Source organism: Pseudomonas sp. FW306-02-D09B, assembly GCF_058782685.1.
Map to the genome: position 1 here is coordinate 230,665 of NZ_JBYSXY010000004.1, position 14,867 is coordinate 245,531.

14 protein-coding genes are annotated in these 14,867 nt (G+C 58.3%); 8 read left to right on the forward strand and 6 right to left on the reverse strand.

Translation table 11 applies throughout. The annotated features are described in order from the left end of the window. Positions 1–3 precede the first annotated feature (3 nt). Positions 4–222 carry a bacterioferritin-associated ferredoxin gene (locus tag AC3WK5_RS09590; protein WP_019693359.1) on the forward strand — a complete coding sequence of 73 codons (219 nt, stop codon included), beginning with the start codon at positions 4–6 and terminating at the stop codon, positions 220–222. A 199-nt stretch (positions 223–421) separates the two neighbouring features. Beyond that, the gene (gene bfr, locus AC3WK5_RS09595) at positions 422–895 is read left to right on the forward strand and encodes a bacterioferritin (protein ID WP_054593808.1); all 474 of its coding nucleotides are present in this window, start codon (positions 422–424) and stop codon (positions 893–895) included. Positions 896–1,001: 106 nt separating this feature from the next. Here the strand turns inward: bfr and grxD are convergent, their stop codons facing one another. The 3 genes from grxD to plzR form a co-directional block, all read right to left on the reverse strand. Continuing rightward, positions 1,002–1,343, reverse strand: coding sequence for a Grx4 family monothiol glutaredoxin (gene grxD / locus AC3WK5_RS09600; RefSeq protein ID WP_019693361.1), 342 nt, complete (start codon positions 1,341–1,343; stop codon positions 1,002–1,004). 95 nt (positions 1,344–1,438) lie between these two features. Continuing rightward, positions 1,439–3,547 (reverse strand): molybdopterin oxidoreductase family protein, encoded by a 2,109-nt coding sequence (locus AC3WK5_RS09605; RefSeq protein WP_103315098.1) that lies wholly within the window; start codon positions 3,545–3,547, stop codon positions 1,439–1,441. Positions 3,548–3,671: 124 nt separating this feature from the next. After that, entirely contained in the window at positions 3,672–3,962 is a 291-nt protein-coding gene (gene plzR / locus AC3WK5_RS09610; protein ID WP_054593810.1) for a PlzR type 4 pili assembly inhibitor, read from the reverse strand. A 415-nt stretch (positions 3,963–4,377) separates the two neighbouring features. Between plzR and argF the strand changes: the two genes are divergently transcribed. Together argF and AC3WK5_RS09620 are read left to right on the forward strand one after the other, a co-directional pair. Further along, positions 4,378–5,298, forward strand: a complete 921-nt coding sequence (gene argF, locus AC3WK5_RS09615; protein WP_054593811.1) for an ornithine carbamoyltransferase — start codon at positions 4,378–4,380, stop codon at positions 5,296–5,298. Next, complete coding sequence (locus AC3WK5_RS09620) at positions 5,295–6,404, forward strand: ABC transporter ATP-binding protein (RefSeq protein ID WP_103315099.1); 1,110 nt, start codon at positions 5,295–5,297, stop codon at positions 6,402–6,404. The genes argF and AC3WK5_RS09620 overlap by 4 nt, the downstream gene beginning before the upstream one ends. Positions 6,405–6,520: 116 nt before the next feature. On the opposite strand, the gene AC3WK5_RS09625 is transcribed toward AC3WK5_RS09620, so the two are convergent. Both AC3WK5_RS09625 and ybaK read right to left on the reverse strand, forming a co-directional pair. Beyond that, positions 6,521–7,303: a PhzF family phenazine biosynthesis protein gene (locus AC3WK5_RS09625; protein ID WP_103315100.1), complete on the reverse strand. Its 783-nt coding sequence runs from the start codon at positions 7,301–7,303 to the stop codon at positions 6,521–6,523. 255 nt (positions 7,304–7,558) lie between these two features. Next, positions 7,559–8,029: a Cys-tRNA(Pro) deacylase gene (ybaK, locus tag AC3WK5_RS09630; protein WP_103315101.1), complete on the reverse strand. Its 471-nt coding sequence runs from the start codon at positions 8,027–8,029 to the stop codon at positions 7,559–7,561. A gap of 369 nt (positions 8,030–8,398) precedes the next feature. On the opposite strand from ybaK, the gene AC3WK5_RS09635 reads away from it, so the two are divergent. The 4 genes from AC3WK5_RS09635 (at position 8,399) to glpD (ending at position 13,495) form a co-directional block, all read left to right on the forward strand. Beyond that, positions 8,399–9,250, forward strand: coding sequence for an MIP/aquaporin family protein (locus AC3WK5_RS09635; protein WP_103315102.1), 852 nt, complete (start codon positions 8,399–8,401; stop codon positions 9,248–9,250). Between the two features lie 77 nt (positions 9,251–9,327). Beyond that, on the forward strand, positions 9,328–10,833 hold the full coding sequence (gene glpK / locus AC3WK5_RS09640) for a glycerol kinase GlpK (protein WP_054593816.1): 1,506 nt from the start codon (positions 9,328–9,330) through the stop codon (positions 10,831–10,833). Positions 10,834–10,928: 95 nt separating this feature from the next. Next, positions 10,929–11,684: a DeoR/GlpR family transcriptional regulator gene (locus AC3WK5_RS09645; RefSeq protein ID WP_054593817.1), complete on the forward strand. Its 756-nt coding sequence runs from the start codon at positions 10,929–10,931 to the stop codon at positions 11,682–11,684. 272 nt (positions 11,685–11,956) lie between these two features. Next, entirely contained in the window at positions 11,957–13,495 is a 1,539-nt protein-coding gene (gene glpD / locus AC3WK5_RS09650) for a glycerol-3-phosphate dehydrogenase (protein ID WP_103319562.1), read from the forward strand. 77 nt (positions 13,496–13,572) lie between these two features. On the opposite strand, the gene AC3WK5_RS09655 is transcribed toward glpD, so the two are convergent. Then, positions 13,573–14,850 (reverse strand): flavohemoglobin expression-modulating QEGLA motif protein, encoded by a 1,278-nt coding sequence (locus AC3WK5_RS09655; protein ID WP_019692051.1) that lies wholly within the window; start codon positions 14,848–14,850, stop codon positions 13,573–13,575. Positions 14,851–14,867 lie beyond the last annotated feature (17 nt).

Here is a 14,867-nt window from a genome sequence, read left to right on the forward strand (position 1 = left end):
TTTATGTATGTCTGCCTTTGCACTGGTGTCACCGACGGAAAAATCCGCGATGCGATCTATGAAGGTTGCTGCAGCTACCGCGAGGTACGCCAAGCTACCGGCGTTGCCGGCCAATGTGGAAAATGCGCCTGCCTTGCCAAACAAGTGGTGCGCGAAACCCTGGCCGAATTGCAATTAAGCCAGGCGGCGATCCCCTACCCTGTAGAATTTTCGGCAGCGTAAATAGAACATTTGAAAGAACCGGACTTAGCGTCCGGTTTTTTTATGCCTGTAATTCAATCGCTTAGCGCTAGGATGCGGAACACAAACATTCTTATTCCGATTAATTTTCATATAGTATTCAATAACTTAGGTTTGACACTAACAACTGCCCGGCTCAAACTTCGCCGCTTAATAGGGTAATTAAAGGGCAGGACCCCACATGAAAGGCGACATCACGGTTATCCAGCACCTCAACAAGATTCTTGGCAATGAGCTGGTCGCAATCAATCAGTATTTCCTGCATGCGCGCATGTATGAAGATTGGGGCCTGAACAAGCTCGGCAAGCACGAGTACCACGAATCCATCGACGAGATGAAACACGCGGACAAGCTGATCAAGCGCATCCTGTTCCTCGAAGGCCTGCCAAACGTCCAGGACCTGGGCAAGCTGCACATCGGCGAGCACACCAAGGAAATGCTTGAGTGCGACCTGAGCATCGAGCGTACCGGCCATGCCGACCTCAAAGTGGCTATCGCTCATTGCGAAACCGTCGGGGACTTCGGCAGCCGTGAACTGCTCGAAGATATTCTCGAATCCGAAGAAGAACATATCGACTGGCTGGAAACTCAACTGAGCCTGATCGATAAAGTCGGTCTTGAGAACTATCTGCAATCGCAGATGGGCGACGAATAACTTCTACAGCGCTAATCTCGACTCAATAAAAAGCCCCGCCCTCTTACGAGAGGCGGGGCTTTTTATTACCAGCAGGAGCGGCCGGACGGCCGCTTCTGCCTATAAATCAGGCTTCGGTCTTGCCAGCAGCAGCTTTGGCCGCAGCGTCTTTGATCAGGGCCTGCAACGAACCGTCAGCGGCCATTTCAGTCATGATGTCGCTACCACCGACCAGCTCACCAGCAACCCACAATTGCGGGAAGGTTGGCCAGTTGGCGTACTTTGGCAGGTTGGCACGGATTTCCGGGTTCTGCAGGATGTCCACGTAAGCGAACTTCTCACCACAGCCCATGACGGCCTGAGCGGCTTTCGCGGAGAAGCCACACTGTGGGGCATTCGGCGAGCCTTTCATGTAAAGCAGAATGGTGTTGTTAGCAATCTGCTCTTTAATAGTTTCGATGATATCCATGAAGCACCTCGGCTGAACTTTCCGACTCAGTTGTCGGCACGGTGACGCATTGTAACGGAAAGCCGAGCGCCATGCTCGGTCTCCCCGACAGACACTTACGCTGCCGCGACGGTCACCGGTACACCATTAAGCGCCGCGTTTCCTGACAACTCATCGAGCTGGCGCTCATCGGTCAGGTCATTGGCGCTGGAGCCTGGTTGGCCCATGGCAATGGTCATCTGCACGCCCGGCCGGGCATGGCCCCAACCGTGCGGCAGGCTGACCACGCCTTTCATCATCTCGACGCTGCTCAGCACTTCGACTTCAATCACCCCGACCCGCGAGCTGACCCGTACCCGCTGCCCATCGCTGAGCCCGCGACTGGAAAGATCGTCCGGGTGCATCAGCAACTGATGACGCGGTTTGCCTTTCACCAGACGGTGGTAGTTATGCATCCACGAGTTATTGCTGCGCACATGGCGGCGGCCGATCATCAATAGCTCATCGGCAACCGGTGCCTGCAATGCGGAAAATCGTGCAAGGTCGGCCAGGATCGCCGGTGGCGCCGCCTGCACGCGCTGGTTGGCGGTTTTCAGACGTGGCGCCAGGTTTGCCTGAAGAGCGCCCAGATCGACCCCGTGAGGATGATCGAACAAGGTCGCCACCGACAGTTTGTGCGGCGATGCATCACCAAAGCGCCCGGCTCGCAAACCGAGGTCGATCATCTTCGCCGGGGGCATCGTCGGCTTCAGCTCTTTGCCGGTTTTCGCCGCAAAGGCCTGGGCCAGGCCGACGAAAATCTCCCAATCGTGCAGCGCACCGTCGGGCTTGGGCAGGATTGCCCGGTTGAAACGGCTGACGTTGCGCACCGCGAACATATTGAACGTGGTGTCGTAGTGATCGTTTTCCAGCGCCGAGGTCGACGGCAGAATCAGGTCGGCATAACGCGTGGTCTCGTTGATATACAGGTCGATGCTGAGCATGAATTCCAGCCCGTCCAGCGCCTGCTCCAGTTGTCGGCCATTGGGTGTAGACAACACCGGGTTACCCGCCACGCTAATCAACGCCCGCACCTGCCCCTCACCTTCAGTGAGCATCTCTTCGGCCAGCGCCGAGACCGGCAACTCACCGGCGTATTCCGGACGGCCAGACACGCGGCTTTGCCAGCGATTGAAATGCCCGCCCGAGGTCGACGCTACCAGATCGACCGCAGGCTCGGTGCACAGCGCGCCGCCGACCCGATCCAGGTTGCCGGTAACCAGATTTAGCAGTTGCACCAGCCAATGACACAAAGTGCCGAACGCCTGGGTCGAAACACCCATACGGCCATAACACACGGCAGTTTTCGCGCTGGCGAAGTCTCGCGCCAACTGACGAATCTGCTCGGCCGGCACGGCGCACAGCGGGCTCATGGCCTCGGCACTAAAGGATGCGACGGCCTGACGAACCTCCTCCAGCCCGTCTACTGGCAAATGACTGTCGCGGCTCAAGCCTTCGGCGAACACGGTATTGAGCAACCCGAATAACAGCGCCGCATCACCGCCTGGACGGACAAATATATGTTGATCGGCAATCGCTGCCGTTTCGCTGCGACGCGGATCGACCACCACCACTTTGCCGCCCCGGGCCTGAATCGCCTTCAAGCGCTTTTCGACATCCGGTACGGTCATGATGCTGCCGTTGGAGGCCAATGGATTAGCGCCCAGGATCAGCATGAAATCGGTGTGATCGATGTCCGGAATCGGCAACAGCAAACCATGGCCGTACATCAAATGGCTGGTGAGATGCTGGGGTAACTGATCGACCGAGGTTGCAGAGAAACGGTTGCGGGTTTTCAGCAAGCCAAGGAAGTAATTGCTGTGGGTCATCAACCCATAGTTGTGCACGCTGGGATTGCCCTGATACACCGCGACGGCGTTCTGGCCATGGCGCTCCTGAATCGCCGACAGGCGCTCGGCCACCAGAGCGAAAGCCTCGTCCCAGGCAATCGCCTGCCACTCGCTGCCGACCCGCAGCATCGGCTGTCGCAGGCGGTCGGGATCGTTCTGGATATCTTGCAGCGCCACGGCCTTGGGGCAGATATGACCGCGACTGAAGCTGTCCTGCGGATCACCCTTGATCGAGGTGATTTGCACGCCAGCGTCTTCGGTTGCAGTGGTTTCGATGGTCAAGCCGCAAATGGCTTCACACAGGTGGCAGGCACGGTGATGAAGAGTCTTGGTCATGGCCATTCTCTGTTTTATTCGAGACAACCGGCATCCGGTTGCGGGAACAAAACTATGGGCTGTGACCGAGCGCTGCGCCAGCGACGTTCGTCTTGTGAATCGAGGCCCATCAGGCCCGCCGATATTAGCCTTGGGGAAGCCTGGAGGGCGCTTGAAGCTGGATTTCCTGGATGGTTTCGATCTGTTCCTGGGCAATGTGCACGCCCGTGAGTTCGCCAATCAGGCGCCAGTGCTCGTCGAGCCCGGCGCTGACGGTGGCCATGCGGTCGATCATCCGTCGACCTGCAGCCTTGGTCACCTCATCCTCGCTGCGCATCAACTCAAAGGACATTGAGGTCATGGAAGCGGTCAGGTGAGTCAGGGTGCGTGCCGTGAGGCCCAGCAGCTCTAACAATTGCTGTTCTTTCGATTCCATTCCATAGGCTTCCTGTGTCACTCGTGACTTAGTTATAACCCAGCACTTTGCATTAGCAAATGTTTCAAGCGGAGGCAGGCTGGATCCTGCCTGCAACTACCCTGTCCGACAGGTCAGAAACCGACCGAGACCGTACTTTGCCCGCCCCGCTTGATTGCCAAGGCGCGCGAGGGCAGTGTACAAAGGGGTTGCTACTGTCAGGAAACAGGCTTCAAAAGCGCTACCGCGGTTATCCCGTAGGCTCTCTTAAATCCCCTAAAAACCGTAGCCCTATTGGTAAGACGCGACATTTAATTATAAGATCGCGCCTTCCCCTATTTCGTCGCCTCGTGCGGCTTACGCCGCAGGTCTCGCCCGTTTTTCAGTTAAACAAGGCTTTGAGTATCTGCGGTCTGTTGCAAAAAGGTAGTCAATGATGAGCGCAAGGCACTTTCTCTCCCTGATGGATTGCACGCCCGAAGAGCTGGTCAGCGTGATCCGTCGAGGCATTGAGCTCAAAGACCTGCGTAACCGCGGCGTACTGTTCGAGCCGTTGAAAAATCGCGTACTCGGGATGATCTTCGAGAAATCCTCGACGCGCACCCGGCTGTCGTTTGAAGCCGGCATGATCCAGCTGGGCGGCCAGGCGATTTTCCTGTCACCCCGTGACACCCAACTGGGTCGCGGCGAACCGATCGGCGACTGCGCCATCGTCATGTCGCGCATGCTCGACGCGGTGATGATCCGTACCTTCGCCCACAGCACCCTGACCGAATTCGCCGCCAACTCGCGCGTGCCCGTCATCAACGGCCTGTCCGATGACCTGCACCCGTGCCAGTTGCTGGCCGACATGCAAACCTTCCTCGAACATCGCGGCTCGATCCAGGGCAAGACCGTGGCCTGGATCGGCGACGGCAACAACATGTGCAACAGCTATATAGAAGCCGCCATCCAGTTCGACTTCCAGTTGCGCATCGCCTGCCCTGAAGGCTATGAGCCAAACCCTGAGTTCGTGGCCAAGGCCGGTGATCGGGTGACTATCGTCCGCGATCCTCGGGAAGCGGTACGCGGCGCTCATCTGGTCAGCACCGACGTCTGGACCTCCATGGGCCAGGAAGAGGAAACCGCCAAGCGCCTCAAGCTGTTCGCACCGTTCCAGGTTAATCGTGCCCTGCTCGATCTGGCCGCCGCGGATGTGTTGTTCATGCACTGCCTGCCCGCGCACCGCGGTGAAGAAATCAGCCTCGATCTGCTCGACGACCCGCGTTCGGTTGCCTGGGATCAGGCCGAGAACCGTCTGCATGCGCAAAAAGCCTTGCTCGAGTTTCTCGTTCCGCCTTCATATCACCACGCATGAGTCATTCATTACTGCTGAACCTGCGTAATCTGGCCTGCGGCTATCAAGACCAGCGGGTCGTCCAGAACCTCAACCTGCACCTCAATGCCGGTGACATCGGTTGCCTGCTCGGCTCGTCCGGCTGCGGCAAGACCACCACTCTGCGGGCGATTGCAGGCTTTGAACCGATTCACGAAGGGGAAATCCAGCTGGCCGGTGAAACCATCTCCAGCGCCGGTTTCACCCTCGCGCCGGAAAAACGCCGAATCGGCATGGTGTTCCAGGACTATGCGCTGTTCCCGCACCTGAGCGTGGCCGAGAACATCGCCTTTGGCATTCGCAAGCATCCACAGAAGGATCGGGTCACCGAAGAGATGCTTGAACTGGTCAACCTGAAGCACCTCGGCAAGCGCTTCCCGCACGAGCTTTCCGGCGGCCAGCAACAGCGCGTGGCACTGGCCCGGGCGTTGGCACCGGAGCCGCAACTGCTGTTGCTCGACGAACCGTTCTCCAACCTCGATGGCGAATTACGCCGCAAGCTCAGCCATGAAGTCCGGGACATCCTCAAGGCTCGCGGCACCAGTGCGATTCTGGTGACTCACGACCAGGAAGAAGCCTTTGCCGTCAGCGATCAGGTTGGCGTGTTCAAGGAGGGTCGACTGGAGCAGTGGGACACGCCTTACAACCTCTACCACGAACCGCAAACACCGTTTGTGGCGAGTTTTATCGGTCAGGGTTATTTCATTCGCGGTCAGTTGCAGACCCCGGAATCAGTGCAGACCGAACTGGGTGTGCTGCGCGGTAATCGCGCGTACACCTGGCCTGCCGGTGGCGCGGTGGATGTGTTGCTGCGCCCCGACGATATCGTTTACGCGCCCAACAGCCCTCTGAAGGCACGGATCGTTGGCAAGACCTTCCTCGGTGCATCGACGTTGTATCGCCTGCAGTTACCGACCGGCTGCCAACTGGAATCGATCTTTCCGAGCCATGCCGATCATCTGGTCGGCGCCGATGTCGGCATTCGCGTGGCCGCCGAACACCTGGTGCTGTTCCAGGCCTCAGGCAGCACGGCAGCGCAGATTCCGGCGGTAGAGTCCGGGGTTCGTCGGTACAGCGCTGCCAGTTGAACACTGCGGACTAATGTGGGAGCGGGCTTGCTCGCGAAGACGGCATACCAGTCAACGATGATGTCGACTGACAGTCAGCTTTCGCGAGCAAGCCCGCTCCCACACTGGATTTTTGTTTAGCCGAGCATCAACGTTCCGCTGGCCACCAGCGTCGCGTGTCCCCCGATCTTCACCCGATCCCCTTCCAGGCGGCAAAACAACTCCCCGCCCCGCGCCGAACACTGATACGCCGTCAGGCTCGATTTATCCAAACGCTGCGCCCAGTACGGAATCAGGCTGCAATGAGTCGAGCCAGTGACCGGGTCTTCGTTGATACCGATGGCCGGTGCGAAGTACCGCGAAACGAAGTCATGCCGCGAACCCGGCGCAGTCACGATCGCGCCAGGCCAAGGCAGCTTCGCCAGCGCGGCCATGTCCGGCTGGCAATCGAGCACCGCCTGCTCCGACTCCAGCACCACGAACAATTCGTTGGAACCCAGCACATCAATTGCCTGCACGCCCAGCGCCCGCTGCACATCGAGGGTCACGCCGACTTCGCGCAGTTCAATCGCCGGAAAGTCCAGCCACAGCCGCTCGCCTTCCCGACGCACACTCAAGGGGCCGGACTTGCTGATGAAGTCCAGGCGCTCGACCGGTTCTTTATAGACCTCGAACAACACATAAGCACTGGCCAGCGTCGCATGGCCGCACAACGGTACTTCGGTGGTCGGCGTGAACCAGCGGATACGCCAGCCTTGCGCCTCACGCACCACAAACGCAGTTTCGGCAAGGTTGTGTTCAGCGGCTATTTTTTGCATCAGCTCATCAGCGAGCCAGGCGTCGAGCCGATAGACCATTGCCGGATTGCCACTGAACGGTTGGTCACTGAACGCGTCGACCTGATGAAACGCTAGCTGCATGAGTGTTCTCCTTCTTGTTAGGGCCTGTACGAAAACTCGCCGAACGGCGATCAGGCAAGGCAAAAACAGGCGAGGAACGGCTGGGGTCGCACGCGACTTTAGGCCCCTAAATGAGCATTCCGAGCCTGTTTTTAACGCAGCCTGGTCGACGTGCAGGCAGTTTTCGTACAGGGCCTAGGCGAAGGCGAGCATGCAGCGGCCATTACCCGGCTACCAGAGACAGAACCTGCCGATTTTCACCATACAGCGCGGTGGTCAGGCCCGACCGATATCGGCGAATTTGGCCTGGGTGTGCTCGGCCAGCACCGTCGCTGCCAACTCGACCTCAAGGCCACGCCGGCCAGCGCTGACGTAAATACTCGCGAAAGGCTGCGCACTGTTATCGATGAACGTGCGCAAACGCTTCTTCTGCCCTAACGGGCTGATGCCCCCCAGCAAGTAACCGGTGGCCCGTTGCGCGGCGGCGGGATCAGCCATTTCGAGTTTCTTCACCCCGGCGGCATGCGCCAGCGCTTTTAAGTCCAGACTTCCGACGACCGGTACGACGGCCACCAGCAACTCCCCCTTCTCACTCGCGGCCAACAGCGTTTTGAACACTTGCGCCGGATCCAGCCCGAGCTTTTCCGCTGCCTCCAGACCGTAGGACGCAGCCTTCGGATCATGTTCATAACTGTGCACGCGATGTTCGGCACGAACTTTTTTCAACAGATCCAATGCGGGGGTCATGGCAGCTCCAAGCCTGGCGATAGCAGAAAAATACTGCGCTGGATTCTAGGCCATCACCGAGCAAAAGGCTCTATTACCGGCCCCTACCCGCTCAGGAATAAGCAAACGCAGGACAAAATCCAGCCATCTCCCGAACCCATCCAAATGATCATTCAGCTGACCAATAGTTTAAATATGACCGATGGTTCACTTTCGACCTTTGACATCAGCATTTCTTGTCTATATTTTTTCGAATCTGAATAATGCATAAACGTTTCTGCGTAGTACCTGGCAGCAGACCGAGACCAGGATGGGGATCCTGCCTCGGTGAAAATCGCGCCCTGACCATTTCGAGAAGAGCGCCCAACAACAACAAAAACGAGGTTTTCAATGACAACTGCATCGCAACAACCATCGCTCTCGAGCCAATGCATGGCCGAGTTCCTGGGTACTGCCTTATTGATTTTTTTTGGTACTGGCTGTGTTGCCGCCCTCAAAGTCGCGGGTGCCAGCTTTGGACTTTGGGAAATCAGCATCATCTGGGGGATCGGCGTCAGCATGGCGATCTACCTGACCGCAGGTGTTTCCGGCGCTCACCTGAACCCGGCCGTCAGCATCGCGCTGTGCATATTCGCTGATTTCGAGAAGCGTAAACTGCCGCTCTACATCTTCTCCCAGGTCGCTGGTGCCTTCTGCGCAGCGTTGTTGGTTTACACGCTTTACAGCAACCTGTTCTTCGATTTCGAACAAACTCACCAGATGGTTCGTGGCACACAAGCCAGCCTCGAACTGGCCTCGGTGTTCTCCACCTTCCCGAACCCTGCCCTGTCGACAGCCCAGGCGTTTCTGGTGGAGGTGATCATCACCGCGATCCTGATGGGCGTGATCATGTCCCTGACCGACGACAACAATGGCCTGCCTAAAGGCCCGTTGGCGCCACTGTTGATCGGCTTGCTGATCGCCGTTATTGGTAGCTCGATGGGCCCGCTGACCGGTTTTGCAATGAACCCCGCGCGAGACTTCGGTCCTAAGCTGATGACTTTCTTCGCTGGCTGGGGTGAAATTTCCTTCACTGGCGGCCGTGATATTCCGTACTTCCTGATTCCGGTTTTTGCACCGATCCTGGGTGCCTGCCTCGGCGCTGCGGCCTATCGCGGGCTGATTGCCCGCCATCTACCGATCGCCATACCTGCTACAAAGGATGCAGAACCTGCCATTGACGGCAAAGCACGAATCTCCTGAAAGCGGCGACGCGCGATCCTGCCCACCATTGATCACGCGCCCCAACCCACTCCCTTATTTCGTCCAAGGCAATCGACATGACCGACATTCAGAATAAGAACTACATCATTGCCCTCGATCAGGGTACGACCAGCTCCCGGGCGATCATTTTCGACCGTGACGCCAACGTGGTCTGCACTGCGCAACGTGAATTCGCCCAGCATTACCCGCAGGCCGGCTGGGTCGAACACGACCCGATGGAAATCTTCGCGACCCAAAGCGCCGTGATGGTCGAAGCCCTGGCGCAAGCCGGCCTGCATCACGATCAGGTAGCGGCCATCGGCATCACCAACCAGCGTGAAACCACTGTGGTCTGGGACAAGACCACTGGCCGGCCGATCTACAACGCAATCGTCTGGCAGTGCCGCCGCAGCACCGAAATCTGCCAGCAACTCAAGCGCGACGGCTTTGAGCAGTACATCAGCGAAACCACTGGCCTGGTCACCGACCCGTACTTCTCCGGCACCAAACTCAAGTGGATCCTCGACAACGTCGAAGGCAGCCGCGAACGCGCACGCAAAGGCGAGCTGCTGTTCGGCACCGTCGACAGCTGGCTGATCTGGAAATTTACCGGCGGCAAGACCCACGTCACCGACTACACCAACGCCTCGCGCACCATGCTCTTCAACATCCACACCCTGGAGTGGGACGCGAAGATGCTCGAAGTGCTGGACATCCCGCGTGAGATGCTCCCGGAGGTCAAGTCGTCATCGGAAATCTATGGCCACACCAAAAGCGGCATCGCCATCGGCGGTATTGCCGGTGACCAACAGGCCGCGCTATTCGGCCAGATGTGCGTTGAACCGGGCCAGGCGAAAAACACCTACGGCACCGGCTGCTTCCTGCTGATGAACACCGGCGACAAAGCGGTTAAATCCCGGCACGGCATGCTCACCACCATCGCCTGCGGCCCACGCGGCGAAGTGGCCTACGCACTGGAAGGCGCGGTGTTCAACGGCGGCTCCACCGTTCAGTGGCTGCGCGACGAGCTGAAGATCATCAACGACGCTCACGACACCGAATACTTCGCCAACAAGGTCAAGGACAGCAACGGCGTGTACCTGGTACCCGCCTTCACCGGCCTCGGCGCCCCGTACTGGGACCCGTATGCCCGTGGCGCACTGTTCGGCCTGACTCGCGGCGTACGCGTCGATCACATCATTCGTGCCGCACTGGAGTCGATTGCCTACCAGACCCGCGACGTACTCGATGCCATGCAACACGACTCCGGCGAACGACTCAAGGCTCTGCGCGTAGACGGCGGTGCGGTCGCCAACAACTTCCTGATGCAATTCCAGGCGGACATCCTCGGCACCAAGGTCGAGCGCCCGCAAATGCGTGAAACTACTGCACTGGGCGCCGCCTACCTGGCCGGCCTGGCCTGCGGCTTCTGGGGCAGCCTGGACGAACTGCGCGGCAAGGCAGTGATCGAGCGTGAGTTCGACCCGCAACTGGACGAAACGGCGAAGGAAAAACTCTACGCCGGCTGGAAAAAAGCCGTCAGCCGCACCCGCGACTGGGAACCGCACGAAGGCGCTGAATAAGCCAAGTAGCGGATTCGTATCGGTATGTAACTGGTAGGGAGGTGATTCGTACGGCATCATGGGCAAATTTTGAACGGCAGCCCAAAGGAAGCCCTATGAATCTGCCTCCCCGTCAGCAGCAAATCCTCGAACTGGTCCGCGAACGCGGCTACGTCAGCATCGAGGAAATGGCTCAGCTATTTGTTGTTACACCACAGACCATCCGCCGCGACATCAATCAATTGGCGGAAGTGAATTTGCTGCGTCGCTATCATGGCGGCGCCGCTTACGATTCAAGTGTCGAAAACACCGCCTACGCCATGCGCGCCGATCAGATGCGCGATGAGAAACAGCGCATCGCCGAAGCCATCGCCGCACAAATCCCCGATCACGCCTCGCTGTTCATCAATATCGGTACCACCACCGAATCCATTGCCCGGGCGCTGCTCAATCACAGCCATCTCAAGGTGATCACCAATAACCTGCACGTCGCCTCGATCCTCAGCGCCAAGGATGACTTCGAAGTCCTGCTGGCCGGTGGCAACGTGCGCCGTGATGGCGGCGTAGTCGGTCAGGCCTGCGTCGACTTCATCAACCAGTTCAAGGTCGACTTTGCGCTGGTCGGCATCAGCGGTATCGATGAAGACGGCAGCCTGCTCGACTTTGACTACCAGGAAGTACGGGTCTCCCAGGCGATCATCGCCAACGCCCGGCAAGTCCTGCTGGCAGCAGACTCCAGCAAGTTCGGCCGCAACGCCATGGTCCGCCTGGGACCGATCAGCCTGATCGACTGCCTGGTGACCGACCACGCGCCGGTTCCGGCATTGGCGCAACTGCTGAGCCAGCACAAGATTCGGCTGGAAGTCGTTTAAACCGCGGAACGCGGTTAAACCACTGTAGGAGCACGGCTTGCCGGCGATGGCCTACTCAAGATCGCCATCGCCGGCAAGCCGTGCTCCTACAATATCTGCGACCCACTCCCCATCGCACCTGCTATCAATGTTCGAAAATTTTCCTTTCCCCTCTCTTCGATCAGAATTTTCAATCGAAGCCGACTGGTTGCGCCTGGATTTATGCGCTACTATTTTCGCAAATGAACATTAATGTTCGAATTCAAATATAGAAAGTACCCCGAGGCCAGCCGATGCCCACTTCAACCTTACCTATGCCCCCTCTTGCCGAGGTCTACGATATCGCCGTCATTGGTGGTGGGATAAACGGTGTGGGGATTGCAGCGGATGCCGCCGGTCGCGGTCTTTCGGTGTTCCTTTGCGAAAAGGACGATCTGGCCAGTCATACCTCGTCCGCCAGCAGCAAGCTGATCCACGGCGGCCTGCGCTACCTCGAACACTACGAATTCCGCCTCGTGCGTGAGGCCTTGGCCGAGCGTGAAGTGCTGTTGGCCAAGGCCCCGCACATCGTCAAGCCAATGCGCTTCGTGTTGCCACACCGTCCGCACCTGCGCCCGGCGTGGATGATCCGTGCAGGCCTGTTCCTTTATGACCATCTTGGCAAGCGGGAAAAACTCGCCGGCTCCAAAAGCCTGAAGTTCGGGGCCGACAGCGCGCTGAAAAGCGAAATCACCAAAGGCTTCGAATACTCCGATTGCTGGGTCGACGACGCCCGTCTGGTGGTGCTCAATGCCATGGCTGCCCGCGAAAAAGGCGCCCATGTTCACACCCAGACCCGCTGTGTCAGCGCCCGTCGCAGCAAAGGCCTGTGGGAGTTGAATCTGGAACGCACCGATGGCCGCCTGTTCTCGATCCGCGCCAAAGCACTGGTGAATGCCGCCGGTCCATGGGTCGCCAAGTTCATTCGTGATGACCTGAAGATGGAATCGCCTTACGGCATCCGTCTGATTCAGGGCAGCCATCTGATCGTGCCGAAGCTGTACGAAGGCGAACACGCGCATATCCTGCAGAACGAAGACCAACGCATCGTGTTCACCATTCCATACCTCAATCAATTCACCCTGATTGGTACCACGGACCGTGAGTACACCGGCGATCCAGCGAAAGTCGCCATCACCGAAGGCGAGACCGATTACCTGCTGAAAGTGGTCAACGCGCACTTCAAGAAACAAATCAGCCGCAGCGACATCCTGCACACCTATTCCGGCGTTCGTCCGCTGTGCAACGACGAATCCGACAATCCTTCGGCCGTGACCCGCGATTACACCCTGGCGCTGTCTGGCAGCGCAGAAGAAGCGCCGCTGCTGTCGGTGTTCGGTGGCAAACTGACCACCTACCGCAAACTGGCCGAGTCGGCCATGGCGCAGCTGGCACCGTACTTCAAGGGCATGAAGCCGAGCTGGACCGCGCAAGAGACCCTGCCAGGCGGCGAAGACATGACCACGCCACAGGCCTTGAGCGCGTTGATTCGCGACAAGTTCGACTGGCTGCCGACGGAAATTGCCCGACGCTGGGCCACCACCTATGGCAGCCGCACCTGGCGCCTGCTTGAAGGTGTACAGAGCCTGAAGGACATGGGCGAACACCTCGGTGGCGGTCTCTACACCCGCGAAGTCGATTACCTGTGCAGCGAAGAATGGGCCACCAGTGCTCAGGACATACTCTGGCGTCGCAGCAAATTGGGTTTGTTCACCACCCAGGCAGAGCAAGAGAACGTCCAGCTGTACTTGAACAAGCTCAAGCAGAACCGCAGCAAGATCGAAGCGGCCTGATCGGTAATCCGGCTAAACAAAAGCCCCTGAATCTCACGATTCAGGGGCTGTTTTTTTTAGAAGATGTCTCGACGACATTACAAAATGTTCGAGTAATCCGCTTCGATCCGGTCCAGGCTCAGGTGGTTGAGGAAGTTGGAGAAACACATCCAGGCCGACAAGGCGTTCATGTCACGGAACTGGTCCGGCAGGTACTTGGGTGGTTCCACCAGCCCCTCATCCACCAACTGACGCAGGGTGCGCATGTCTTCCAGGGTGGTCTTGCCGCAAAACAGCAAAGGGATCTGCTCAAGCTTGCCTTTACGCACGGCCAACTGAATGTAGTTGTAAACCATGATAAAGCCCTTGAGGTAGGACAAGTCTTTGGTGAATGGCAGGCCATTGGGTATCGAACCACGGAAAACCCGGCTGGCATTGCTATAGCTTTCAGCCATCTCGAAGCCTTGAGCGCGGAAGAACTCGAAGATCTGCAAGAAGTCCGCGCCCTCCTCGGCCATGTGAATCGCCCGGGTACGGTTGGTCAGTTTGCGCAAGCGACTCGGATAGGACGCAAAGGTGATGATTTCCATCAGGATCGCCAACCCCTCCTGGGTCACGGTCGACGACGGTGGACCTTTGGAAAGGAAAGTGCAGATCGGCTGATTCAGACCGTTAAGCGTGGTGCCGACATGCACCAGCCCTTCATGGACTTCCAGGGCGCGCACGTCACGTTCGTTGAACATCGCGTCAGCGCGGATCTTGATGTAGTCGGCACCAGCCGCCGCATCCGCGACAATACCGTCGGACTCGAACACCCGAATGGTTTCCTCGGCTTCGCCAAAGACTTTGTTCAAACGGGTTTGCAGCAAGTGCACGGCTTCCTTGGCGGTGAGGATCTTCGGTTCGTCCTTGAGGTCGCCCCGGCCATCGATGTTGTTCAGGTAGTCGGACATCATCAGGCCAAGGTCGGCCAGGGTCGGGTCACCGGCGTGGAATGCATCGGACGCCGCGCCGTAAAGCTCCTGGGAGATCAACCCGAAATCTTCGGTGCCACGCGCTTCGAGCATCCGCACCACCATGCGGTATTCCTTGCACATGCGACGCATGATCTGCCCGACCGGGTTGAACTGGCCGAGCTGACGGGTGATGTCGCGCTCGATGTTCTGGAATTCCAGCTTCACTTTGCTGGAGTCAAAGGACAGTGGCCGGTTGAGGTAGTAGTCGCGATCCACCGCCGGCATTTCCTTGCCTTTGGCCTTGAGGAAACCCTTGCGGATGTTGTCGTCCCACTTGACCGCATCGAGTACCCGAATCGGCGTCTGCGCCAGCACTATGCGATCGGACAACGTGCGTATCGTCTGCTGGTATTCGTCCACCCGGTGCTCCTGTTTAA